The following is a 23,831-nucleotide window of genomic DNA, read 5'->3' as shown; positions in this document are numbered from 1 at the left end:
TCGAACAGTCGGTGAACATCTACAACTGCGAGCGGCCACATGCCGCCCTCAAATACAAAACGCCCGATGCGGTGCATCGGGCGTTTAGCGGGTGAACACTGTCAACCTATTCCAGGACTTGACACCGAGCGCGACGACGAGCGTCGGCCATGCGAACGCGCGCGTCGCCCACACTTCGTGCGCGACGCCGAGCGCGGCGCACGCGACCGCCGCCCATTGCAGCGGATCGAGCCGTTCGTGATAGTAGAAGCGGCCGACGAGCACCATCGTCAGCGGCAGCAGGAAATAGCCGAGCGACACTTCGAGCATGCGGCCGTGCAGCGGCGCCCACAGGAACAGCCACAGCTGCACGCCGAGCAGCGCGGCGCTCACGGGCAGCGCAATCAGCAAACGCCCGTCGCGCACGCTGCGCCGCAGGAGGTCGACGAGCGCCGGCCAGCGGCCGCGCAGTGCGATCAGCGCGAGCGCGCCCGGTGCGGTCCACAACACGCGCCACGCGAAGATGTCGAGCCCCGTGAGCGGCGCGAGCAGTTTGGCGTAGGCGGACATCAGCGCGAACAACATCGACGCCGTCACCGACAGCATGAGGCCGCGCCCGGCCTCCGGATACCCCGTCATGATCGTTCCGTGCCTCTTACTGCTGCTGGAAACGCTCGAAGCGCTTCTCGGTCTGGCGTTCCTCGAACGTCACCTCGGTCACGTGCGCGGCCGGCGGGCCGTGACGCAGCCATGCGAGCATCCGGTCGATCTGCGCGCCGGGGCCCTGGATCATCGCCTCGACGGTACCGTCCTCGAGATTCGCGACCCAGCCGCGCAGCTTCAGCGCATGCGCCTCGCGCACCGTCGCATGACGGAAGCCGACGCCCTGCACGACGCCGCGCACCCGCACGTGGTAGGTCTCGATCCGTTCGTCCAGTTCATTGCGGCTCATCGCGTCGCCCTCCCGTTGCATTCAAGCCCGGCATTGTAGTCGCGTCGGCCGCTTCGCACACGGGCCGGGGCCGGCTCGCCGCCGTCACGGCCTGGCGTCGCCACGCGTGCCGACCACGTACAATCTCGCCGATGCTCAACCGCCGCGCCGCTCGCGCGCGGCCCTGAAGGAAACGCATGACTGATACCTCCCGCGATCTCGTTCTCGTCACCGGCGCGTCCGGTTTCGTCGGCTCGGCCGTCGCGCGCATTGCGCAGCAGAAAGGCTATGCGGTGCGCGTGCTGGTGCGCTCGACCAGCCCGCGCACGAACCTCGCGGATCTCGACGCCGAGATCGTCACCGGCGACATGCGCGACGAGGCATCGATGCGCGCCGCGCTGCGCGGCGTGCGCTACCTGCTGCACGTCGCGGCCGACTACCGGCTGTGGGCGCCCGATCCCGACGAGATCGAGCGTGCGAACCTCGAAGGCGCGGTCGCGACGATGCGCGCGGCACGCGCGGAAGGCGTCGAGCGAATCGTGTACACGAGCAGCGTCGCGACGCTGAAGGTGACGAGCGCCGGCGATCCGTCCGACGAAAACCGGCCGCTCACGGCCGAGCAGGCCATCGGCGTCTACAAGCGCAGCAAGGTGCTCGCGGAACGCGCGGTCGAGCGGATGATCGCCGACGAAGGGCTGCCGGCCGTGATCGTCAATCCGTCGACGCCGATCGGCCCACGCGACGTGAAGCCGACGCCGACCGGCCGCATCATCGTCGAAGCCGCGCTCGGCAAGATTCCCGCGTTCGTCGACACCGGGCTGAACCTCGTGCATGTGGACGACGTCGCGCACGGCCACTTCCTCGCGCTCGAGCGCGGCCGGATCGGCGAGCGCTACATCCTCGGCGGCGAGAACCTGCCGCTGCAACAGATGCTCGCCGACATCGCGCAGATGACGGGCCGCAAGCCGCCGACGATCGCGCTGCCGCGCTGGCCGCTCTACCCGCTCGCGGTCGGCGCCGAAGCCGTCGCGAAGTTCACGAAGAAGGAGCCGTTCGTCACCGTGGACGGGCTGCGGATGTCGAAGAACAAGATGTATTTCACGTCCGCGAAAGCCGAGCGCGAGCTTGGCTACCGTGCGCGCCCGTACCGCGAAGGGCTGCGCGATGCGCTCGACTGGTTCGGCTCCGCGGGCTACCTGAAGTAACACAAAGCGGCGTGCCTCACGCCGCTTTGCGCACTTTGTTACACGTCCCGCGCGGCCCGCTACCGGCGCAGCGGTTAAAATCGCGGGTCTTACGCAGAGAAGACACGCATGAACCTGAACGATCAGATCGCTTCGCTCACCATGGGCGTCGATCAGCTCCTCCACGATCACCACGCCGCGCAGCAGGCGGCCCGCAGCGCGGAAGCCTTCGCGCGCGCCGCAGCAACGGAAGCCCAGGCGGCGGCAGAACGTCACGCCGCCGCGGAAACCGAAGCGCAGGCCGCTGCGCAACGCCACACGGCCGCGGCCGCCGATGCCGAGGCTGCGCAGCAGCGCCACGCCAGCGCGACCGCCGCCGCCGAAGCCGCCGCCCAGCGTCATACCGATGCCACCGCGCAAGCCGAAGCCGCCTCGCAGCGCCATGCGGAAGCCACCGCGCTGACCGAAGCGCTCGCGCAGCGTCACGCGGATGCCGAAGCCGCGTCGCAGCGCCACGCGGCAGCGATCGCCGAAGCCGAGGCCGCCGCGCAGCGCCATCACGCGGCGGCAATCGACGCCGATGCGGCAGCGCAACGCCATGCGACCGCGACCGTCGAAGCCGAGGCCGCAGCGACACGTCACGCGGAAGCGACCGCCGAAGCCGAAGCGGCCACGCAGCGTCACGCAGCCGCCATCGCCGAAGCCGAAGCCGCCGCGCAGCGCCATACGGCTGCGATCGCCGAAGCCGAAGCGCTCGCGCAGCAGCACACGCAGGCAATCGCGGAAACGCAGGCCGCCGCGCAACGTCATGCCGACGCGGCCGCCGAGGCCGAAGCCGTCACGCAGCGCCATACCGAAGCGATCGCGCAGGCCGAGGCCGCCGCACAACGCCACGCCGACGCCACCGCGCAAGCCGAGGCCCTCACGCAGCGCCACACCGAAGCGATCGCACAAGCCGAAGCGGCTGCGCAGCACCACGCGCAGGCCATCGCCGACGCCGAGGCGCTGGTCGAGGCCGTCGTCAAGGAAGCGGCGACGAACGCCGTCGCCGCCACGGCCGTTGCCGCGGAAGTCGTCGACCCTGCGCCGGCCGACGCGCCGGCGGCGGAGCCCGCCGTGATCGCGCCCGCACCGGCTGCCGCCGAAACGGTCGACGCGGCGACCGACGCCGAAACGGCCATCGTCGCGACGGCGGCGGAGCCCGCCGTGATCGCACCCGCACCGGCTGCCGCCGAAACGGTCGACACGGCGACCGACGCCGAAACGGCCATCGTCGCGACGGTGCAAGCCGAAACGCCGGTTGAAGCCGAAGCCGAAGCCATCGCCGACGCGCCGGCCCCGGCCGACAAATCGACGCTGCACGTGTCACGTCCGACGCAGAACGAACTCACGCTGACCATCAACGGCGAATCGATCACGCTGCATCCGGAGCAACTGAGCCAGCTGATCGAGGAACTCGCGCATGCGCGTGCGTCGATGCAGCCGGAGCCGCCGCCCGGCATCCCGTCCGGCTGGCGCTTCGTGACGACGAAGAACCCGATGATGGCCGTGCAGAAGCAGGCGAACGGCGACCGCCTGCTGGTGGCCCGCCACACGGGCTACGGCTGGGTGCCGTTCACGTTCTCGCCGGACGTCGTGGTGCAGATGTACATGATGCTGACCCAGCGCTAAGTACCGGCAAGCCGCCCCGCCGAAAACGAAACAGCCCGACCGGTTTCCACCGATCGGGCTGTCTGCTTTCCGGCTACCGGGAGGCACGCCTCCCGGCAAACGCTCAGCGATCCACCGGCGCCTGCACGCGCGCCTTCCACTGGCCGCCCTTGCCGCGCCAGTAGCGCCACGCGGACGCGAACGTCGCGCCGACGTAGAACAGCGCGACGAGCGGCAACGCGGGCGCCCACAGCGGCGAGCGCCGGTAGTAGCGCAGCATCGGCGCATACGCGGCGCACATCGACGCCCACGCGAGCCACGCCGGCCATGCGCGCGCGCCGTACGCGAGCGCCGCGGCGGGCGGCACGAGATAGATGATCGTCATCCCGAGCAGCGTGCCGGCCAGCAGCAGCGGCGAATAGTGCAGCTGCGTGAACGCGGTGCGCGCGATCATGTTCCAGATATCGCGCCAGCTGTCGTACGGGCGCAACGACACGCTGCGGTCGGCCAGGTCGAGCCGGATCGGATGGCGGCCTTCGCCGCGATGCTTGATCTGCGCGGCGAGGCTGCAGTCGTCGATCAGCGCGCCGCGGATCGACTCGATGCCGCCCGCTTCCTCGAGCGCCGTGCGCTTGACGAGCATGCAGCCGCCCGCGGCGCCGGCCGTCCGGTTGCGCGGGTTGTTGATCCACGAGAACGGGTAGAGCTTCGCGAAGAAGAACACGAACGCCGGGATCAGCGCCTTTTCCCAGAACGAATCGCAGCGCAGCCGCACCATCAGCGACACGAGATCGCGGTTCTCGGCCTGTGCGCGCGTGACGAGCTGCGCGACGGCGTCGGGCGGATGGCCGATGTCGGCATCGGTCAGCAGCAGGTAGTCGGCCGGCAGGCCGAGCGTCTGCACCGCGGCGATCCCCTGCGACTGCGCCCACACCTTGCCCGACCAGCCGGCCGGCAGCGGCTTGGCGGCCAGCACCGTCAGCCGGTCGGCGCGGTTGATCGCAAGCGCGGCCGCGCGGGCCGCGTCGGCGGTGCCGTCGTCGCTGTGGTCATCGACAATGATCAGATGAAATTCGCCCGGGTAATCCTGCTCGAGCAGCGAAGTCGCCGCCCGGGCGATCACGTCGGCCTCGTTGCGCGCCGGCACGACCGCGACGACGGCCGGCCAGCCGGCCTCGGCCGCGGCGCCGCGCGCCTCGGGCGGCAGCGGCCGCGCGGGCACCGCGCGCCAGAAGCCGCCACGCGCGACGAGCAGCACGATCCAGATCATCAGCGACAGGCCGGACACCAGGAAAGCGAGGACCAGCATCATCGGCACGCCTCCTGCCGGGCGCCGGCATGGGCAAATTCAATAGGGGTCAGGAACAAAACACCCGAAACCGCACGGGCGGCCGGGCAAAACACGTAAGAATCGACGGTCATCGAATGGCCTTGAAATGAGCGCGACGCCGGGCAGCCGGAGCGGCTGCCCGCGAAACCGCATAGTTTACTGGGTTCCGCGCGCGCCAGCGCCGACGCGGCTCTCCCGCAAATGCAACACGCCATTCACAGCACCAGAGCAAGGACTTCCCGATAGAGTTAAAATGCGCGATTAATTCGGGGTTCCGGGGCCTGGCCGGCCGGTTCGTTCCTGCCTTCATAACATCAAGCCGGGGCGAGCGAGCGAGTGCCAGCTCCTCGAACCCCGGCGTCTGTCGTCGGAGTTCGCTCACTTATGCGAGTCATCCTTGCCCAGCCCCGCGGCTTTTGTGCGGGGGTTGTCCGTGCGATCGAGATCGTCGACCGCGCGCTGCAACAGCACGGTGCGCCGGTCTATGTGCGTCATGAGATCGTGCATAACCGGCATGTCGTCGAAAACCTGCGTAATAAAGGGGCGCGATTCGTTGAGGAACTCGACGAGGTGCCCCACGGTGCTGTCGCGATCTTCAGCGCGCACGGTGTCGCCCAGACGGTCGAGCGCGACGCGGAAACGCGCGGGCTCGACGTGCTCGACGCCACCTGCCCGCTCGTCACGAAAGTGCACGTGCAGGGCCGCCAGTATGTCGCGGCGGGCCGCCGGCTGATCCTGATCGGCCATGCGGGCCACCCGGAAGTCGAGGGTACGATCGGCCAGATTCCGGCCGAGGTGATCCTCGTGCAGAGCGAAGCCGAAGTCGATACGCTGACGCTGCCTGTCGACACGCCGGTCGCGTACATCACGCAGACCACGCTGTCGGTCGACGATACGCGCGGCATCATCGAAGCGCTGCAGCGCCGGTTCACCGACCTCGTCGGCCCGGACACGCGCGACATCTGCTACGCGACGCAAAATCGCCAGGCCGCCGTGCGCGAGCTGAGCGAACAGGTTGATGTACTGCTCGTCGTCGGTGCGACGAACAGCTCGAACTCGAACCGTCTGCGCGAGATCGGCACCGAAAGCGGTGTGCCGAGCTACCTCGTCGCCGACGGTTCAGAAGTAAAGGCCGAATGGTTCGCGAATGCGAAGACCGTTGGGCTGACCGCCGGGGCGTCCGCGCCCGAGGAGATGGTCGAAGATGTAATCGGCGCGTTGCGCGCGCTGGGTCCCGTCGACGTCACGACGATGGCGGGCCGTGAGGAAAAGGTCGAATTCAAGCTGCCGGCGAAGCTCACGCAAGCTGTCGCCCGCGAAGTTTAAGGAGGACATCTCTTGTCTATTCCGCTGCTCCAGCAAGTCCGCGTCGGCGCGTACATCACGCGCCAACACCTGTCCGGCAACAAACGCTATCCGCTCGCGCTGATGCTCGAGCCGCTGTTCCGCTGCAACCTCGCGTGCAACGGCTGCGGCAAGATCGATTACCCGGATCCCATCCTGAACCAGCGCCTGTCCGTCCAGGAATGCCTGGAAGCGGTCGACGAGTGCGGCGCACCGATCGTGTCGATCGCAGGCGGCGAGCCGCTGCTGCACAAGGAAATGCCGGAAATCGTCCGCGGCATCATGAAGCGCAAGAAGTTCGTCTACCTCTGCACGAACGCGCTGCTGATGGAAAAGAAGATGGACGACTACCAGCCGAGCCCGTACTTCGTCTGGTCGGTCCACCTCGACGGTGACCAGCAGGCGCACGACCACTCGGTGTCGCAGGAAGGCGTGTACGACAAGGCGGTCGCGGCCATCAAGGAAGCGAAGCGCCGTGGCTTCCGCGTGAACATCAACTGCACGCTGTTCAACGATGCCGTGCCGGAACGCGTCGCGAAGTTCTTCGATACGCTGGGGCCGATCGGCGTCGACGGCATCACCGTGTCGCCGGGCTACGCGTACGAGCGCGCACCGGATCAGCAGCACTTCCTGAACCGCGACAAGACGAAGAACCTGTTCCGCGAGATCCTGAAGCGCGGCGATGGCGGCAAGCGCTGGTCGTTCAGCCAGTCGTCGCTGTTCCTCGACTTCCTGGCCGGCAACCAGACCTACAAGTGCACGCCGTGGGGCAACCCGGCGCGTACCGTGTTCGGCTGGCAGAAGCCGTGCTATCTGGTCGGCGAAGGTTACGTGAAGACCTTCAAGGAACTGATGGAAGACACGAACTGGGACAACTACGGCGTCGGCAACTACGAGAAGTGCGCGGACTGCATGGTCCACTGCGGCTTCGAAGCGACCGCCGTGATGGACACGATGGCGCATCCGCTGAAGGCGTTCGCCGTGAGCCGCAAGGGCATCAAGACCGACGGCCCGTTCGCACCGGACATTCCGATCGACAAGCAGCGCCCGGCCGAGTACGTGTTCTCGCGCCACGTCGAGATCAAGCTCGAGGAAATCCAGCGCGCCGGCAAGGGCAAGCTGCAAAAGCCGGCGAAGCCGGCCGCCGCAGCCTAAGCGCGTTTCGCCACGCGGGGGCCATGCCTCCGCGCCGGCGGGAAAAAAAGAAGCGCCACGGAGTCCGCTCCGTGGCGCTTTTGTTTTGGGCCGCGGTTTCGAGTCGCGCTCCGCCGTCACCGTATTGAGTGCCGCGACAGCCACGCATGCGTTGAATCAACGCGACTGTGTCGGCCATGCCGGTGCGGCCGGCCCTGTCTCCTCCACTCTCCCTGCGAAACCGGTGCGACGCTACGCGGCCAGCGATTCGGCCGCGTGCTCGCGCATCTTCTCCGCCGCGCTCGCGACAAGAGCCGGCTGGCCGCTCGACGCGAACGTGCAGACGTGCTCCCACAGCTCGGCCAGCCGATGCCGCGTGAGCGTCGTGACGCACGCATCGTTCGCCGCGAGCACATGCTCGAGCACCGCGCATTCGTCGTCGCGCAGCGTCCATGCGCCGCTTTGCGCCGCGCGCGCCACGCCCGCATCGAGCGCACGCTCCGCGTCGACGCACACGTCGATGTCCGCGTCAGCGCTCACCGCGTCGTCGAGCGCCAGGAACACCAGATAGACGCTCGTGCGCAAGCGCATCAGCAGCGCCTCGTTGCCATGCCCGCCACGCAGCGCGACGAGCGCCATGTGGCATTTCAGCGAGATGTCGCGCGCGTGCACGGGCGGCAGCGGCAGCAGCCACTCGCGAGTCAGCGGCACGTGGCGACGGTGCTTACGGTTGCCCTTCATGATGGGCTCCCGTTGGCGGGCGCGTCGCTCGCCTCGAAAGCCGGCCAACCGCTGCGGCACGCGACGACGTCGCGGCGCGCATCGCGCGGGTGCTTCGCACGACGCTGCGCGCCGCGCCCATCATTCCGCCGCTGCGTCGCTCGCGCGTCCGGCAACCGGCGTGGCGCCGACGCGCGCACGACGCCGGCAAATCGGATCGTGCAAGCCATGCTCGTCTCCCGCATCAGAACGTGTTCTCGCCCTTCAGGTAGTACGCGGTCTTCACGAAGAACGCCTTGACCGGATGGCCGCCCTGCGCATCGCGCGCGGCGCGGGCCTCCATCTCGGCCCGCTCTTCGCGCGACCGGTCCGGCACCGGATTGCGGACACGTTCGAGCGCACGCTGCATCGCGAGCGGATAGTTCTGGTTGCCGGCCGACGTCGCGCGATAACCGGCGCGCGTCATCTGCATCAGTTGTGCGTTGGTCTCGGCACGCGCCGCCGACCAGTTCAGCTGTGCCGCATACGGCGCGCCATCGAGAGCAGCCGACTGCGCAAAGCTGACGGCGGGCAGCGCAACGAGTGCGCAGGAAAGTACAGCAACGGGAACGAGGGATCGCATAGTGGCCTCCAGGTGGTTGTCCCCGCATCGATCGTGTTCGACGATGCGTTGAAACCATCGTATGTCGCGCCGCATTCCGCTTGAATAGCCGAATCTGCAATTGATATTTTCGGCTTCGGAATTCGGTGCGCAAACCACGTCATACGCGAATCCCGCCAAATCGGAATTTCTTTAATTCATTCAACGCCCTGATCGCCATTGTTCAGACGATCCGAAGCGACGCACACAGCGCTTTTTCAATTTCCGAAATGACGTGTTGCCGGTGCGATCTTGGCCGGCGTACCTGCGACAAGGCTTCCGGCGTGATATCGCGCGTGCGGATACCTCGAGCTCCGGCTTCCTCGAATCGAACGGTTCTTGTGATTCAGGACAAATCATCGCGCCCGGATTACCGGATAGCGACACGACACACACAGCAAGGACGCGCGATAATCACGCATCGGCCGTTTCGCACGGCACCTCATGCATTCCCATTTTTATCGAGTCCTTTCATGGCTGCCCTCGACACCACCGCCATCGACAGTTGGCACGCGCACGTCTATTTCGATGCAGCCAGCCGCGACGCGGCCTGGGCGTTTCGCCAGGTCGTCGACGAACGGTTCGGCGCAGTCATCGAACTCGGCCGCTTTCACGAGCGCCTCGTCGGCCCGCACCCGGCCTGGTCGTACCAGATCGCGTTCGACGCCGCGCGATTCGACGACATCGTGCCGTGGCTCGTGCTGAACCACGGCGCGCTCGACATCTTCCTGCATCCGAATACGAACGACGAACTGCGCGATCATCGCGATTGCGCGGTGTGGATCGGGAAGTCGTATGGGCTGAATCTCGACGCGCTGGCGGGATAACAGCCGGCACGCGGCCGCCTGCGCCGCGGCAACATCCACGTTTCGGGTTGACGTGAAACGTCCCGCGGCGGCACGACCCTACAGTGGGTTCCGTTATCGATGATCACGGGAACCCGCCATGACGCACGCCGACGCCGATGCCCGGCACATTTATGAAGGCTGGCACGCGGCCGTCGTCGCGCGCGACGTCGATGCGCTGATGGCGCTGTATGCCGACGACGCGGTGCTCGAAACGCCGCTGATCGTCGTCACGCTGCCCGATCACGGCTCCGGCGTGCTGCACGGCAAGGCCGCGATCGGCGCATTCTTCGCGGCAGGCCTGCGCAATCCGGGCAACCGGCTCGGGCGCTGGTACCGCACCGGGCTGTTCTTCTCGAACGGCCGCCAGCTCACGTGGGAATATCCGCGCGCTACGCCGGACGGCGACCAGGTCGATCTCGTCGAGGTGATGGATCTGCGCGACGGGCTGATCGCGCATCATCGCGTGTACTGGGGATGGGTCGGCTTTCTCGCGCTGCGAGCCGCCACGCCGGCGACGGACCGCGCATGACGGCCACCGCGCCGAATCGCGCCACGGCCCGCCGCGTGCTCGCCGCGACCTGCGTGAGCTACACGCTCGTGCTGCTCGACGCGTCCATCGTCAACGTCGCGCTCATCGACATCGCCCATACGTTCGGCAGCCGCGTGGCCGGCCTGCAGTGGATCGTGAACGCGTACACGCTCGCGTTCGCGAGCCTGCTGATGACCGGCGGCACGCTCGGCGACCGGCTCGGCGATCGCACCGTCTATGTCGCAGGGCTCGCGGTATTCGTTGCCGCGTCGGCGCTGTGCGGCGTCGCGCCGAACCTTCCGGCGCTCGCGATCGCCCGCGCGTTGCAAGGTGTCGGCAGCGCGATGCTGGTGCCCTGCTCGCTCGCGCTGCTCAATCGCGCATTCCCCGAACCGGCCGCGCGCGCGTCGGCGATCAGCCTGTGGATGGGCTGCGGCGGCATCGCAATGGCGTCGGGACCGCTGATCGGCGGCCTGCTGATCCATCTGCTCGGGTGGCGCAGCCTCTTCTTCGTGAACCTGCCGCTCGGGCTTGCCGGCATCTGGCTCGGCCGCACGGTCGCGCGCACCGCCGTCGTCGACGCGTCGCGGCATTTCGACTGGGGCGGCCAGGCCGCGGCCATCGTCGCGATCGCGGCGCTGATCGGCACGCTGATCGAAGGGCCGTCGCTCGGCTGGCGCTCGGCGCCGATCGTCGGTGGTGCGATAACGAGCGTCGTCGCGTGGATCGCATTCGTCGCGATCGAAGCGCGCCGCCGCGAGCCGATGCTGCCGCTCGCGTTCTTCCGCAATCGGCTGTTCGCCGGCTCGACGTTCGTGTCGATGGCGTCGGCGTTCGTGTTCTACGGCCTGCTGTTCGTGCTCAGCCTGTTCTATCGGCAGATCCGCGGCGCGAGCCCGCTCGACACGGGGCTCGCGTTCCTGCCGATGACCGCGATGGTCGCGCTCGGCGGGCTGGGTTCGGGCAGGCTGGTTGCGCGCTTCGGTTCGCGCGGCACGATGTGCGCGGCGTTCGCGCTCTATGCAGCCGGCGCGCTCGGCATGACGGGCATCGGTGCCACGACACCCGCATGGCTGGCCGTCGCGCCGATGCTCGCGATCGGCTTCGCATCGGGATTCATCTCGCCGGCCGCGACGTCGCCGGCGCTCGGGACGGTCGACCGGCGCCGCGCCGGCGTGGCGGCAGCCGCGCTGAACGCGGCGCGACAGAGTGGATCGGCGCTCGGTGTGGCGATTTTCGGTGCGTGCATCGCGACGCTGCAGCCGTTTCCGGCGGCGATGCGGGTAGCGCTGGTCATGGCGATCGCCTTGTCGGCGCTCGCCGCGGTCACGTGGTGGATAACGACGCGATCGGCACCGGCAACCGACGAATCGGCCCCGCACCTGCAGGCCACCACGCGCCGTTAGCGCATGCGGCAGCCGACGCGCTACCTGCCCATCGTCATCGGCTCAATGCCGCCTTCCGCTCACGCGACATACATCGCGACACTGACGAACTGGCACAGGCTCCCGGCCAGCACGAACAGATGCCAGATGCCGTGCCCGTGGCGGATGCGTTCGTCGTTGATGAAGAAGTAGATGCCCGCGCTGTAGATCAGGCCGCCGGCCACGAGCCACGCGGTACCGACCGGCGGCAGCGCATGGATCAGCGGACGCACCGCGACGAGCGCGAGCCAGCCCATCGCCACGTACAGGATCATCGACAGCAGGCGCGTGCGCCGCCCGAGCGTCAGTTCCTGCACGATGCCGAACACGGCCAGCCCCCAGCTCACGCCGAACAGCGACCAGCCCCACGGGCCGCGCAGCGTGACCAGTGTGAACGGCGTGTAGCTGCCGGCGATCAGCAGGTAGATCGCCGAGTGGTCGCATTTCTGCAGGATTGCTTTCAGGCGCGGATTGCGCACGCTGTGGTACAGCGTCGAGATTGCGTAGAGCAGGATCAGCATCGCGCCGTACACGCTAAAGCTCACGACCTTGTACGGATCGCCTTCGAGCGCGCCCATCGTCACGAGCGCCACGAGACCGACCACCGACAGCACCGCGCCGACGAGATGGGAAATGCTGTTGAAACGCTCACCGACATGCACGACGTGTTCTCCTGCGGGTCCATCGGGAATAATGAACCCTATGATACCGGCCGCCGGCCGTTGCCGCGCTGCGCGCCGGCAAACGGCGCGGCGATTCCCGCCGCATGCGCGCCGCCGGCCCGCCAAAGAAAAAGCGCCGCGAAATCCTTCGCGGCGCTTCCCTGTCGATCACCGAACCGCTGTAGCGGTACGGCTCAACAGCACTTCCCCGCCCCCGACCCGTACCGCGCATTCTGACGTTCGCGGAAGAATTCCTCGTACGTCATCGGCTCGCGGTCCGGATGGGTCGCGCGCATGTGCGCGACGTAGGTGTCGTAGTCGGGCAGGCCGACCATCAGCCGCAACGCCTGCCCGAGGTAACGCCCCGCGCTGCGCAGGTCGCTGCCAAGATCGCTGAACATCGCGGCCTCCCCTTAGCGTCCGCTGCCGAGCGCCTGCGCGGCCGGCATCGCTTCGTACGGCGTTTCGCGCACGGTCGGCTTCGACTCGCGGCGCGCGCGCAGCACGGCGATCACGCCGTACACCGCGATCGCCACGACGACGAAGATGAACAGGCCGGCCAGCGCCGCGTCGATGTAGTCGTTGAAGATGATCCGCTGCATCTGCGCGATCGACTTCGCCGGCGCGAGCACCTTGCCTTCGTCCACCGCGGCCTGCAGCTTCGCGGCGTGCGCGAGGAAGCTGACCTTCGGGTTCGCATCGAAAATCTTCTGCCAGCCGGCGGTCAGCGTGCAGATCAGCAGCCACACGGTCGGCACGATCGTCACCCACGCATAGCGCTCGCGCTTCATCTTGAACAGCACGACGGTGCCGAGCACCAGCGCGATCGCCGCGAGCATCTGGTTCGAGATGCCGAACAGCGGCCACAGCGTGTTGATGCCGCCGAGCGGATCGACCACGCCCTGGTACAGGAAGTAGCCCCACGCGGCCACGCACAGCGCGGTGGCGACCAGGTTCGCGGGCAGCGACTCGGTGCGCTTGAGCGCCGGGTGGAACGTGCCGAGCAGGTCCTGCAACATGAAGCGGCCCGCGCGCGTGCCGGCGTCGACGGCCGTCAGGATGAACAGCGCCTCGAACAGGATCGCGAAGTGATACCAGAACGCCATCATCGCTTCGCCGCCGATCACCTGGTGCAGGATGTGCGCCATGCCGACGGCCAGCGTCGGCGCACCGCCTGCCCGCGCGATGATCGTCGTTTCGCCGACGGCCTTCGCGGTCTGCGTCAGCATGTCGGGCGTCAGCACGAAGCCCCATTGCGTGACCGTGTTGGCCACCGCTTCCGGCGTCGTGCCGAGCACGGCGGCCGGTGCGTTCATCGCGAAGTAGATGCCCGGCTCGATCACGCTCGCGGCGACCAGCGCCATGATCGCGACGAACGATTCCATCAGCATCGCGCCGTAACCGATGAAGCGCGCGTTGGTTTCGTTGTCGATCAGCTTCGGCGTCGTGCCCGACGAGATCAGCGCGTGGAAACCCGACACCGCGCCGCACGCGATCGTGATGAACAGGAACGGGAACAGGCCGCCCGACCACACCGGGCCCGTGCCGTCGACGAACTTCGTCAGCGCGGGCATCTTCAGTTCCGGCGCGACGACCAGGATGCCGATTGCGAGGCCGAGGATCGTGCCGATCTTCAGGAAGGTCGACAGGTAGTCGCGCGGCGCGAGCAGCAGCCACACCGGCAGCACCGATGCGACGAAACCGTAGCCGATCAGGATCCACGTGAGCTGCGTGCCCGTGAACGTGAACCACGCGGCGAGCGTCGGCGAATCGTGCACGTGCTGGCCGAACGCGATCGATGCCATCAGCAGCACGAAGCCGATGATCGACACTTCGCCGATACGGCCCGGACGGATGTAGCGCGTGTAGACGCCCATGAACAGCGCGATCGGGATCGTCGCGGCGACGGTGAACGTGCCCCACGGCGAATTGGTCAGCGCCTTCACGACGATCAGCGCGAGCACCGCGAGGATGATCACCATGATCAGGAACGCGCCGAACAGCGCGATCACGCCGGGCACCGTGCCGAGCTCCATCTTGACGAGATCGCCGAGCGAGCGGCCGTCGCGGCGCGTCGAGATGAACAGCACGATGAAGTCCTGCACGGCACCGGCGAACACGACGCCGGCCAGGATCCACAGCATGCCGGGCATGTAGCCCATCTGCGCGGCGAGCACGGGCCCGACGAGCGGGCCGGCGCCGGCGATCGCGGCGAAGTGATGGCCGAACAGCACGTACTTGTTGGTCGGCACATAGTCGAGGCCGTCGTTGTACTTGACGGCCGGCGTCATCCGCAGCCCGTCGAGCTGCATCACCTTGCTGGCGATGAAACGGCTGTAGAAGCGATACGCGATCAGATACACGCAGACTGCGGCGATCACGATCCAGAGGGCACTGACGCGCTCGCCATGTGCGAGTGCGATCGTGCCGAACGAGAACGCGCCGAGCAGCGCGACTGCGATCCAGAGCAGGGTACTGGAAGCCCGATTCATGGCGTCTCCTGGTCTCCAATGTGGTTTTAGATGGCATGCGGCGAGGATGCCGCACACGCGTGACGTCGATGCGTCGTGCCGCAGCCTCGCAACGGCCGCGACGATGGGCCGTAGTATTCCGTGCGACGGGGGCGGCTTACAAGCGGATAACTACGTATGCGGAGCTACGTAGAATTACGTAGATACCCGGCGCATTCGCGATATCGGGCGACGATTGATCGCGAACGGCGAGCCACGTACAGTGTTCGCCTGCCTCCCTTCCGGAACCGCCATGCCGATCGGATTTCAGAAAATGCACGCGAACGGCGATGACTTCGCGATCGTCGACCTGCGCGATCAGGATCAAGTGCACCGCATCGACTGCGATCTGGTGCGGCGCATGGGCGACCGGCGTTGCGGCATCGGCTTCAACCAGCTCGCGGTCGTGTCGGACTGCGACGACGCGGCGGCCCGCGTCGCGTTCTGGAATGCCGACGGCTCGCCGCTCGACACCTGCGGCAGCGCGACGCGCGGCGTCGCCTGGCAACTGATGCGGGAAACCGGCATGACGTCGCTCGTGTTGCGGACTCCCCGCGGGTATCTCGAGTGCGCGACGGAGGCGGACGGCCTGATCACCGTCGAGATGGGCCGGCCGCTCACCGGCTGGCGCGACGTGCCGGTCGCCGAGGCACTCGACACCCTCGCGCTGCCGCTGCCCGGCGCACCGGCCGCCTGCAACATGGGCAATCCGCATTGCACGTTCTTCGTCGACGATCTCCGCACGATCGATGTCGCGGCGCGCGGCCCGGCCATCGAAACACATCCGCTGTTTCCGCAGAAAACCAACGTGCATTTCGTTCAAGTCATCGATCGCACGCATATTCGCCTGCGCATCTGGGAGCGCGGCGGCGGCGTGCCGCTCGGTTCGGGATCGTGTTCGTGCGGCGCGGTCGTCAACGGCATCCGGCGCGGGCTGCTGGATGCGTCGGTGCGGGTCGAATGCGACGGCGGCGACGTGACGGTGCGTTGGGACGGCACCGGCAGTGTGCGCCTGAGCGGGCCGGTCACGTTCGGGTTCAGCGGAAACTGGCTGGGCGAGCCAGTGCCCGCGGCCTGAGTGTCCGGACCGGCACGCGAGCCTCTTGCGCGAGCAGTCGGCCGGACCAGGCCCGGCGCGTTGCGCGCCGGGCCGTGCAAATCAGTGCGTGCTCAGTGCTTGTCGTCGACCTTCTTCGGCTTCGGCGGCGACGGCACCTTCGCGTACTGGAACGCGGGCGTCGCCTTCAGCGCGTCCTTCGTCGCGCCCGGCAGGTAGATGTTGCCGTTGCGCACGTCGAGCGACGCGATCGGCACCGCGACGTCGTGCGCGGCCACGCCGAGGAAGCCGCCGGCCGATACGATCGCCGCCGACACCGAGCCGTCCGGTGCGACGATCAGGTCGCGCACGGTGCCGACCTTCTGGTTCGTGTCGTTGTAGACGGCCTTGCCGAGCACGCTCTTCTTCACGCTCCAACCTTCGAGCAGCGCCTGCGATTGCTCGACGGTCACGCTGATCGGCTGTGCGCCGGCGATCTGCGCGTGCGCGCTGACGCTCGATGCGAGGACGGTTGCTGCGATGAGGGTCTTGTAGAAAGCCATGCTGTTATGTACTCCGGTTCGGTTGTTGTTGATTCCGGGAGCGAAGCGACGCGGGTGCAACGGCTGATCGGTGGGCACCCCGCGCTTCGTCGTTGGCAGGGCAGCCGGCCGCGCCACCTCTGCGTGTGCGCGCGGCGAACCGGCATGGCCGAAGCTCAACGTGCAACACGGCTTTCATGGTAGCGGCATTCACCGGATCGTGCGTTCAAGGTGCGGCATCATCGACGCGGAGGATCGAACGAAGATCAACGACCGTGCGGATAGTCGGTGTGCTTGGCACGGAAGCCGACACCACAGCATCGGAATCAGGAGGTCCGGCCTTCGTCGATCATCTTGCGGGAAGCAAAGAGCTCGGCATCGCTGCGGATACCGAGCTTGCGAAATGCCGATTGCTTTTGCGCACTGATCGTCTTGCGGCTGCGGGAGAACTTCGAGGCGATGTCCGACACGGACATGCCGGCGAGAAAGCAGCGCAGCACCTCGTGCTCGCGCGGGCTGAGGCCCAGATCACCGGACGAAACCGACTCGGGCGACAGCGTGCCGTCGCCGCTCGCCGCCTTCGTGTCGGCGATGCGCGGGTCGGGCGTTGCGCTCGATTCCATCCGCGCGGCCAGTTCGGCGCTGATGTACGGACGACCGTTTGCCACGACACGGATGGCATGCGCAAGCTCGCCGAGATCTTCGCTCTTGCCGAAGAAGCCGAGCGCCCCCGCGCGCATCGTCATGTTCACGGTCGCCGGCGTATCGCTGCTCGACATCATCAGGATCCGGCATTCCGGGAAGCGTGTATTGATGAGCTTGACGAGATTGAGGCCGTCGATCTCGCCGGGACCGAGCGTGTAGTCGAGTAGCACGACATCGGCGTGATTCGCTTCGAGCCAGCGGATCAAATCGCGCGACTTGGCGAAACTCGCCGCCACCTCGATCCCGGTCTTCTCCGTCAGGTAACTGGCGATCCCGTGCTGGACGACGGCGTGGTCGTCGAGGATCGCAACCCGGATCGGCTGGTGCTCTGGCCTCATTGTTACCCCTTTCCCTGTTGTGTACGGCGGCGAACGGTCGAATCCGCTCTTGTCGTGATATGCCGTTCATGGTTATCTCGATTAGCTTACCGACTTTCCGGATAATTTTTAACCCTTTCAGCCAAGCCAGACGGATGTTGGCGGCCATGCTGCGGCGATGCCGTCGGCAGCCCGGCATCGACGGGATGCCGCGCATGTCGCATACGTCCGTCACGCGGCTTTGCACGATTCGCCGATCGTCGCGTTGCGTTGCGTTTCCACAACGCGCCACCTAAGATGACGGCCTTGCTGTCCGGTGTTGCCTGCGATCATCACGACGTTCGGCATGAACTGCGAGCCGTCCTGTCGCGGCCCGCCCAACAACCTGGTGGAACCACGTGAGCAAGGGGAATGTGAAACGACGCGCCGTCCTCGCGGGTGTGCTCGTCTGGCTGATGCCCACATTTGGATGGGCGAGCAACGAGCCGCAATTCACCGCCGAAGAGAAGGCGTGGATTGCCGCGCATCCGGTGGTGCGGACACGTATCGATTCGAATTGGCGCCCGTTCGAATTTCGTGAGCGCGGGAAAATCAATGGTGTCGTGCCGTCGTATCTCGACGCCGTTTCACGTGCCAGCGGGCTGCGCTTCGAATACGTCGATATCCCATGGGCCGGCTCGTACGACGCACTGATGTCCGGGAAGATCGACATGGTGCCCGACGTGTCGAAGACTTCCGATGTATCGCGGTACCGCAACGGCGCCATCGTCGGTCAACCGTACTTCGTCGGCACGATGTTCGTCGTGGCATCGGAGCGCCTGAACCAGTTCGTCGCTTTCCGAAACCTGGCTGGCCGACGAATCGCGATCAAGGGGAACGGTGGACTCGAATACGCGATTCGGCAAAGCGGCCTACCCATGACCTTGCTGACGTATGACGACGAGCGCGACGCACTCGCGGCTGTCGCGAACGGCAGCGCCGACGTCGCCATCGGTCCTGACATGTCGATTCTGCCGCTGCTCCGCCGCCAGTTCGAGGGCGAACTGTTCGTCTCGGGCGGCCTGCCTGACCGCCCGTACGCACTGGCCATGGCGACCCGCAGCGATACGCCGCTGCTCGCATCGATTCTCGACAAATCCCTGGCAGCAATTCCGGCACGCTCGAGCGAGCAGATTCCGCGCCAGTGGATCGAATCAGCCGATTACGGCAAGCCAACGCTCCAATCAATTCTCTACTATCACCGCTGGCAAGCCACCGCGACCGGCGCGACCTTGCTTGCGCTGGCCGCGATCGCATTCGTTTCGTGGCGGGCACGCGTCGCGGCGATCCGCAGCGAGCGGGACAAGGCGATGTTTCTCGCTTTCATCAGCCACGAGATTCGTACGCCCATGCATACGATCCTGTCGTCGCTGGAACTGCTGCAGCGCTCCAAACTGGCACCGAAACAGGCCGGCCGTGCCGATGCCGCCATCGCTGCATCGGAATCGCTGCTGACACTGCTCGACGACATACTCGAATACTCCCGGCTCGAATCGCGCAACGTCACACTCGCGCCCGAGCCCACGCATATCGCGCCATGGGCGCGGCGCAGCGTCGACATGGTGCGCTGGCGGATCGACGAGAAAGGCCTGAACCTCAAACTCGAGCTCGCTTGCCCCGCCGATCTGCATCTGCCGATCGATCCGGTACGCACACGGCAGATCGTGCTGAATTTGCTCGTCAACGCGATCAAGTTCACGTCGGCAGGCTCGATCACGTTGCGCGTCGACTATCTCGACAACAAACCGAAGCAGGCGGGCTCGCTCGTGATCGAGGTCCGCGATACCGGGATCGGCATCCCGCCCGAGCGCCAGCGCCGAATTTTCGATCCCTACCAGCGCGTCGAACAGCCGGGAAGCCGCCGCGTAAGCGGCAGCGGACTGGGCTTGTCGATCTGCCGCGAGCTGGTCAGTCTGATGCGCGGCGCGATTACCGTCAGCAGCAGCCCCGACAAAGGCACGGTCTTCACGGTGATTCTGCCGGTACCACGTACCACGCCAATCGCAACGCCGGACACGATTGCATACGCCTCCGGCCCCGCATTCGTGCCGCCAGCGGCCGAAACCGAGCAGGCAGGGCGCGACGCAACGCCACGCACCGACACGGGGCCGATGATTCTCGTCGTAGACGACCACGAGGCCGTTCAACATGCGGTCCAGCATCAGCTCGAGGCGCTCGCGTACCGCTCGACCGTTGCCGGCAACGGCGAGCAGGCGCTCGAGGCGTTCGAGCACACGCGTTACGGTATGGTGCTGCTCGACTGCGACCTGCCCGACCTCGACGGCTACACCGTCGCGCAGCGCATGCGCGCCAGCGAACAGCGGCGCCGGCAGCCGCGCACACCCATCATCGCCATCTCCGCCTCGACAGACGATGCGCATCGCGCCCGCTGCTTCGACAGCGGGATGGATGGCGTGCTCGGCAAGCCGCTGCGACTCGACGTGCTGCACCAGATGCTCGATCTGTGGTGTCCGACCGACGATACGAATGAGATCGTGCAGCCCGCTCAGGCGCTGCCTGCGTCAACGCAGGACTTTCGCGCAATCTACCGACGAAGCGTCGATGCGGATCTGGCTGCGCTTGGCGCCGCCCTGTCGTCGGACGATGCGGCTGCGGCACGTCATGCGGCGCATCGGATCAAAGGCGCCGCGGCGATTGCCGGGCACGCCGAGACGAGTGTGCTGGCCGCGGAACTGGAACAGCAACTGCACGCCGTGTCCGACGGAATTTCGTCGGACATCCATGCGCTCCATCGTGCATTGTTGAACCGGCATCGCACCGACACGGACACGACAGGCAGCGCAAGCACATAGACCGGAGGACCTCCGGCACCGACGACGCCCTGGCCGGCCGCCGCAGAAACGTCGACGCTCGACCATGCACGCGCGCCCCTGCGGGCGACACGGGCTCGCCTCGCGCGTCGAAGCCGGCTCGCGACGGCGTCATTCCACCGACGATGCGTCGGCGCCGACATCCGCGTACCCCGGACACCACATCGCGATCATCTGTCTCAGCGCGTCGAGCCGCAGCGGCTTGCCGAGCACGCCATCCATCCCGCTATCGAAGCAGCGCATCTTGTGTGCATCGCCGGTGACGGCCGAGATCGCGACGATCGGAACATGCCGGAGCTGCCGCGCGGCTTCGTCCTGCCGGATCATGCGTGCAAGCGCATAACCGTCGATATCCGGCAGATTGCAATCGAGCAGCACCAAGTCCACGCATCCGTCCGCGAGCCGCCGCAGCGCCGCCTCGCCCGTCCCCTCCGCCAGCCCGATGCAGCCCAGTTCCTCGCACTGATCCAGCAATGCGGCCCGAACCGCTTCATGGTCGTCAACGATCAGGATCCGCGACGCCTCTCGGTACGCCCGCGCGTCCCGTGCGGCCCCTCGCGCTGGAACCGGAGCGGGGACGGGTGGCAGCGGCACAAGCCCGCCCTCCGCCGCAAAGACCGGCAACTGCACCGTGAAAACCGTCTCCACGTGCGGCACGCTGTCGACGGTGATCGTGCCGCGCATCAGCGTGACGAGCTCGCTGCAGATCGCGAGTCCGAGCCCGCTACCTTCGACACTCTGTTGCGCGGACCGACCCGCCTGCCAGTACGCATCGAAAACATGTCCGATGCGATCCGGCGCGATACCGATGCCGCTATCGCGCACTTCGAAGCGCAGCACGCCACTGCGCCCGTGGCGCGTGGCCACATAGCGGACACGCAGCGCGACGACCCCGGCCGGCGTGAAATTGATCGCGTTGACGAGCAGATTCAGCACGATCTGGCGCACGCGCACGGGATCAATGACGACACATAACAACGGTGGACCCGAAACATCGAGTGTCAACGCAAGCGCCTTTCGCTCGGCACGCCAACGCACCATGTCGACGGCTTGTCTGGCCCACGACGCGAGTTCGACTGTCTGCAGCGACAGCGTGACCTTGCGCGACTCGAGGCGCGAGTATTCAAGGATATCGTCGAGCAGCGTCAACAGCGTCCCGGAAGCCGATACGGCCGCCTCCACGCGGCCGGCCTGCTGTACGGAAAGCCGCGAGCGCTGCAGGAATTCGAGCGACGACAGGACAGTCTGCATCGGCGTGCGAATCTCATGGCTGACGAACGCGAGGAACATCGCCTTGTCGCGCTTGCTGCGGATGGCGGCCGCGCGCGATTTCCACGACAGGTAGGCGAGCAGCGCGAACGCGAGCAGCGCCACGACAATCGCGAACACCACCGGCGCACGATAATGCACGATCGAGCGGATCGTCGGTTTGCCGTAGTCACCCAGTTCGATCGCATCCCGCGTGATTCCGGCCGTCTCGCTGACGGGAATGGCTGCGAGCGACTTGTCGACGATCGATGCAAGAATCGGCAGGTCGGAGCGTGTGAGCATCGCGAGCGACACCGGGCGGTCGGCCAGCATGCCGGACATGTAAAGCTGGCCGGTAAATTGCCGACGCATGATGGGCAGGATCGTAACGTCGACGCCGAGCGCGGCGTCGGCTTCGCCGTTGGCGACCGCACCGAGCGCGAGTTCTTCGGAGTCGAACGTCAGCACGTCGAGCGGCACGCCGCTGTGACGGACGAAGTACTCGACCGCGCCGCGCCCCTTGATTGCGACGCGGCGGCCCTTGAGCCGTTGCAGGCCGAAGATCATTGCGGAATTGTTGCGCGTCACGACGGTCAGCCGCCCGACCAGATACGGCGAACTGACGAGCGCGCCGGCGCCGATGCGGTCCGGCACCAGCTCGCGCCACACACCGGGCAGCAGATCGACCCTGCCGGCGGCGAGCGCCTCGTACGCATGGCCCCATTCCGTGCCCGGCACGGTCCGGAACGTAAGCCCGGTCATCTTCGAGATCGCGTTCAGGTAGCCGGCGACGAGCCCTGCATGCCCGCCATTGCGCATGTACTCGATCGGGTGCCAGTTCGCCTCGACCGCGATATGGACGACCGGATGCGCGCGCATCCATCCAAGCTCCTCGTCGGTGAAGGTAGGCTTCCAGCAGGCGGTCGCGGCGCTCGCGCCGACCGATGCGCCGAGCAGCACGACGATCCATGCGCGAAGGAGCCCGAGCCAGATCAGGCGATACCCGAAGAACCTTGCTTCCATGATCGCCCTAGAGACTCGCCGACGACGGCGTAAAGGTGATCGTCAGCTTGTTGCTGTACTTGCCCGGTCGCTTCCAGACCGACTGGAATTCGGGTGTCTCGAGCGTCAGCGGCGTCGGCGTGCAGACGACCGGCACCGAGATGCCCGGCAGCGAGACCGAGCGGCCGGCGCTGTTGTTCACGCCCTGCAGCCGCACGGTTTCGTTGTTCGGCAGCACGATCTTCTTGCCTGCATACGTCAGGCTCGCGGTGTAGTCGACGCGCGACTCATAGGCGCCGCTCTTGTCCGAGGCGAGCAGGACGGAATACTGGCCCTTGTCGCGGCGGTCGATCGTGAGGCCGTCGCTCGCCGACACGTCGAACCACGTGCTCTGCGAGTTGTAGCCGTCGTACAGGCACATGTCGACGTTCGACGTGCCCGCCATCCGGCTGCCGTTCGGCAGCTTGCGCAGCTTGAGGTCGACGGTGGGCGTTGCGTTCGTGAACTCCGGCAGATAGACCTGGATGTTGTTCTTGTCGGTCGTATTCAGCTTGATCGCCGCCCGGAATGTGGCAAGCGTCGACACATTGCTGGCGCCCCACAATCTCAGGTTCAGCCGGAGGTTGGCCTTCCAGGTTCCACCGGACGGCAGTTTCTTGAGCTCCTCCGCGGGAATCTTGACGAAGAGGCTGCGACCGTCCCACGTAATGGAATTGGTCGGGCAAGTGCCCACGGTAGCCGACTGCGCCATATGAACAGGCGTTCGCGCGATCGATGTGACTTCCGGGCTCGCTTTGCCGTTGCAATCCACGTGCCTGAGGTACGCGCTCTCTCCTTGAAGCGTCAGCACGGCCTTTGCACCGGTCTGTTGCTCGGTGAACGAAAGCCGGATGTCAGTCGAATTGCCCGCCGCAACCCATATCGGCTCCGTTGGGCACGCACCGTCCGCCGTGGCAGTGGCCGATTGGCACGTCCACGAATTTCGCCCCCATTTTTCCGGTTCGGCCGTGTCGTAGCCTCCCGACGCATTGCTGAATACCATCACGTCCCCCTGCGGCGCGCCACGATCCAACGTGGCCTCCACCGTCTCGTTGCGGTCCGCAGGCAGTTTCATGGCTGCCGCCGCATCAAGCGAGAGCACGCCCAGCGCGGCTGCCAGGACAATTGCCCGGCAGCTAATTCGACTGATTTGAATCATTTGAATGGCTGTTCCCTTATGTTCTCGA

At 66.7% G+C, this 23,831-nt stretch carries 20 protein-coding genes and 1 pseudogene; 9 read left to right on the top strand and 12 right to left on the bottom strand.

The window, feature by feature from the left end; all coding sequences use genetic code 11:
* Nucleotides 1-123: 123 nt before the first annotated feature.
* Nucleotides 124-618: pseudogene (gene rarD / locus LGN19_RS18300) on the bottom strand (EamA family transporter RarD); the annotation flags it as partial.
* A gap of 16 nt (nt 619-634) precedes the next feature.
* Nucleotides 635-931 carry an acylphosphatase gene (locus LGN19_RS18295; protein ID WP_122948284.1) on the bottom strand — a complete coding sequence of 99 codons (297 nt, stop codon included), beginning with the start codon at nt 929-931 and terminating at the stop codon, nt 635-637.
* Nucleotides 932-1,107: 176 nt separating this feature from the next.
* Between LGN19_RS18295 and hpnA the strand changes: the two genes are divergently transcribed.
* Both hpnA and LGN19_RS18285 read left to right on the top strand, forming a co-directional pair.
* The gene (gene hpnA / locus LGN19_RS18290; RefSeq protein ID WP_043181217.1) at nt 1,108-2,115 is read left to right on the top strand and encodes a hopanoid-associated sugar epimerase; all 1,008 of its coding nucleotides are present in this window, start codon (nt 1,108-1,110) and stop codon (nt 2,113-2,115) included.
* A 108-nt stretch (nt 2,116-2,223) separates the two neighbouring features.
* Nucleotides 2,224-3,765, top strand: coding sequence for a phage tail protein (locus tag LGN19_RS18285; RefSeq protein WP_226216448.1), 1,542 nt, complete (start codon nt 2,224-2,226; stop codon nt 3,763-3,765).
* Nucleotides 3,766-3,868: 103 nt separating this feature from the next.
* On the opposite strand, the gene LGN19_RS18280 is transcribed toward LGN19_RS18285, so the two are convergent.
* Nucleotides 3,869-5,056 (bottom strand): glycosyltransferase, encoded by a 1,188-nt coding sequence (locus LGN19_RS18280; protein ID WP_122948286.1) that lies wholly within the window; start codon nt 5,054-5,056, stop codon nt 3,869-3,871.
* Between the two features lie 402 nt (nt 5,057-5,458).
* Between LGN19_RS18280 and ispH the strand changes: the two genes are divergently transcribed.
* Nucleotides 5,459-6,400: a 4-hydroxy-3-methylbut-2-enyl diphosphate reductase gene (gene ispH / locus LGN19_RS18275; protein WP_039349543.1), complete on the top strand. Its 942-nt coding sequence runs from the start codon at nt 5,459-5,461 to the stop codon at nt 6,398-6,400.
* A 12-nt stretch (nt 6,401-6,412) separates the two neighbouring features.
* Nucleotides 6,413-7,573 carry an adenosyl-hopene transferase HpnH gene (gene hpnH, locus LGN19_RS18270; RefSeq protein ID WP_122948288.1) on the top strand — a complete coding sequence of 387 codons (1,161 nt, stop codon included), beginning with the start codon at nt 6,413-6,415 and terminating at the stop codon, nt 7,571-7,573.
* A gap of 231 nt (nt 7,574-7,804) precedes the next feature.
* On the opposite strand, the gene LGN19_RS18265 is transcribed toward hpnH, so the two are convergent.
* Nucleotides 7,805-8,293, bottom strand: coding sequence for a hypothetical protein (locus LGN19_RS18265; RefSeq protein ID WP_122948289.1), 489 nt, complete (start codon nt 8,291-8,293; stop codon nt 7,805-7,807).
* Between the two features lie 223 nt (nt 8,294-8,516).
* Complete coding sequence (locus LGN19_RS18260) at nt 8,517-8,894, bottom strand: hypothetical protein (RefSeq protein WP_174957886.1); 378 nt, start codon at nt 8,892-8,894, stop codon at nt 8,517-8,519.
* 491 nt (nt 8,895-9,385) lie between these two features.
* Here LGN19_RS18260 and LGN19_RS18255 point away from each other — a divergent pair, with 491 nt between their 5' ends.
* The 3 genes from LGN19_RS18255 (at nt 9,386) to LGN19_RS18245 (ending at nt 11,695) form a co-directional block, all read left to right on the top strand.
* Nucleotides 9,386-9,739, top strand: coding sequence for a DOPA 4,5-dioxygenase family protein (locus LGN19_RS18255; protein ID WP_122948291.1), 354 nt, complete (start codon nt 9,386-9,388; stop codon nt 9,737-9,739).
* Nucleotides 9,740-9,857: 118 nt separating this feature from the next.
* Nucleotides 9,858-10,289, top strand: coding sequence for a nuclear transport factor 2 family protein (locus LGN19_RS18250; RefSeq protein ID WP_226216446.1), 432 nt, complete (start codon nt 9,858-9,860; stop codon nt 10,287-10,289).
* Nucleotides 10,286-11,695 (top strand): MFS transporter, encoded by a 1,410-nt coding sequence (locus LGN19_RS18245; RefSeq protein WP_226216444.1) that lies wholly within the window; start codon nt 10,286-10,288, stop codon nt 11,693-11,695. Before LGN19_RS18250 ends, LGN19_RS18245 begins: the two co-directional genes overlap by 4 nt.
* Before the next feature lie 59 nt (nt 11,696-11,754).
* On the opposite strand, the gene trhA is transcribed toward LGN19_RS18245, so the two are convergent.
* From trhA to LGN19_RS18230, 3 genes are all read right to left on the bottom strand, one after another.
* Nucleotides 11,755-12,375: a PAQR family membrane homeostasis protein TrhA gene (gene trhA / locus LGN19_RS18240; protein ID WP_039349524.1), complete on the bottom strand. Its 621-nt coding sequence runs from the start codon at nt 12,373-12,375 to the stop codon at nt 11,755-11,757.
* Between the two features lie 194 nt (nt 12,376-12,569).
* Nucleotides 12,570-12,776, bottom strand: a complete 207-nt coding sequence (locus LGN19_RS18235) for a YbdD/YjiX family protein (RefSeq protein ID WP_011353713.1) — start codon at nt 12,774-12,776, stop codon at nt 12,570-12,572.
* A gap of 12 nt (nt 12,777-12,788) precedes the next feature.
* Nucleotides 12,789-14,867, bottom strand: coding sequence for a carbon starvation CstA family protein (locus LGN19_RS18230; RefSeq protein ID WP_122948294.1), 2,079 nt, complete (start codon nt 14,865-14,867; stop codon nt 12,789-12,791).
* A 271-nt stretch (nt 14,868-15,138) separates the two neighbouring features.
* On the opposite strand from LGN19_RS18230, the gene dapF reads away from it, so the two are divergent.
* The gene (dapF, locus tag LGN19_RS18225; protein WP_226216442.1) at nt 15,139-15,963 is read left to right on the top strand and encodes a diaminopimelate epimerase; all 825 of its coding nucleotides are present in this window, start codon (nt 15,139-15,141) and stop codon (nt 15,961-15,963) included.
* A gap of 92 nt (nt 15,964-16,055) precedes the next feature.
* On the opposite strand, the gene LGN19_RS18220 is transcribed toward dapF, so the two are convergent.
* Complete coding sequence (locus tag LGN19_RS18220) at nt 16,056-16,484, bottom strand: PRC-barrel domain-containing protein (RefSeq protein ID WP_122949654.1); 429 nt, start codon at nt 16,482-16,484, stop codon at nt 16,056-16,058.
* 305 nt (nt 16,485-16,789) lie between these two features.
* Nucleotides 16,790-17,506 (bottom strand): cable pilus system response regulator transcription factor CblR, encoded by a 717-nt coding sequence (cblR, locus tag LGN19_RS18215; protein WP_226216440.1) that lies wholly within the window; start codon nt 17,504-17,506, stop codon nt 16,790-16,792.
* Between the two features lie 434 nt (nt 17,507-17,940).
* On the opposite strand from cblR, the gene LGN19_RS18210 reads away from it, so the two are divergent.
* Complete coding sequence (locus LGN19_RS18210; RefSeq protein WP_319000651.1) at nt 17,941-20,337, top strand: ATP-binding protein; 2,397 nt, start codon at nt 17,941-17,943, stop codon at nt 20,335-20,337.
* A 129-nt stretch (nt 20,338-20,466) separates the two neighbouring features.
* Here the strand turns inward: LGN19_RS18210 and LGN19_RS18205 are convergent, their stop codons facing one another.
* Both LGN19_RS18205 and LGN19_RS18200 read right to left on the bottom strand, forming a co-directional pair.
* A complete protein-coding gene (locus LGN19_RS18205) occupies nt 20,467-22,626 on the bottom strand; it encodes an ATP-binding protein (RefSeq protein WP_226216438.1) in 2,160 nt (719 codons plus the stop codon).
* Nucleotides 22,627-22,633: 7 nt separating this feature from the next.
* On the bottom strand, nt 22,634-23,803 hold the full coding sequence (locus tag LGN19_RS18200; RefSeq protein WP_226216436.1) for a CfaE/CblD family pilus tip adhesin: 1,170 nt from the start codon (nt 23,801-23,803) through the stop codon (nt 22,634-22,636).
* Nucleotides 23,804-23,831: the final 28 nt, after the last annotated feature.

The sequence above is a fragment of the Burkholderia sp. AU30198 genome (assembly GCF_020419825.1).
Lineage (GTDB): Bacteria > Pseudomonadota > Gammaproteobacteria > Burkholderiales > Burkholderiaceae > Burkholderia.
The sequence above is the reverse complement of the archived record's forward strand: the minus strand, read 5'-3'. Positions and strand labels throughout refer to the sequence as shown.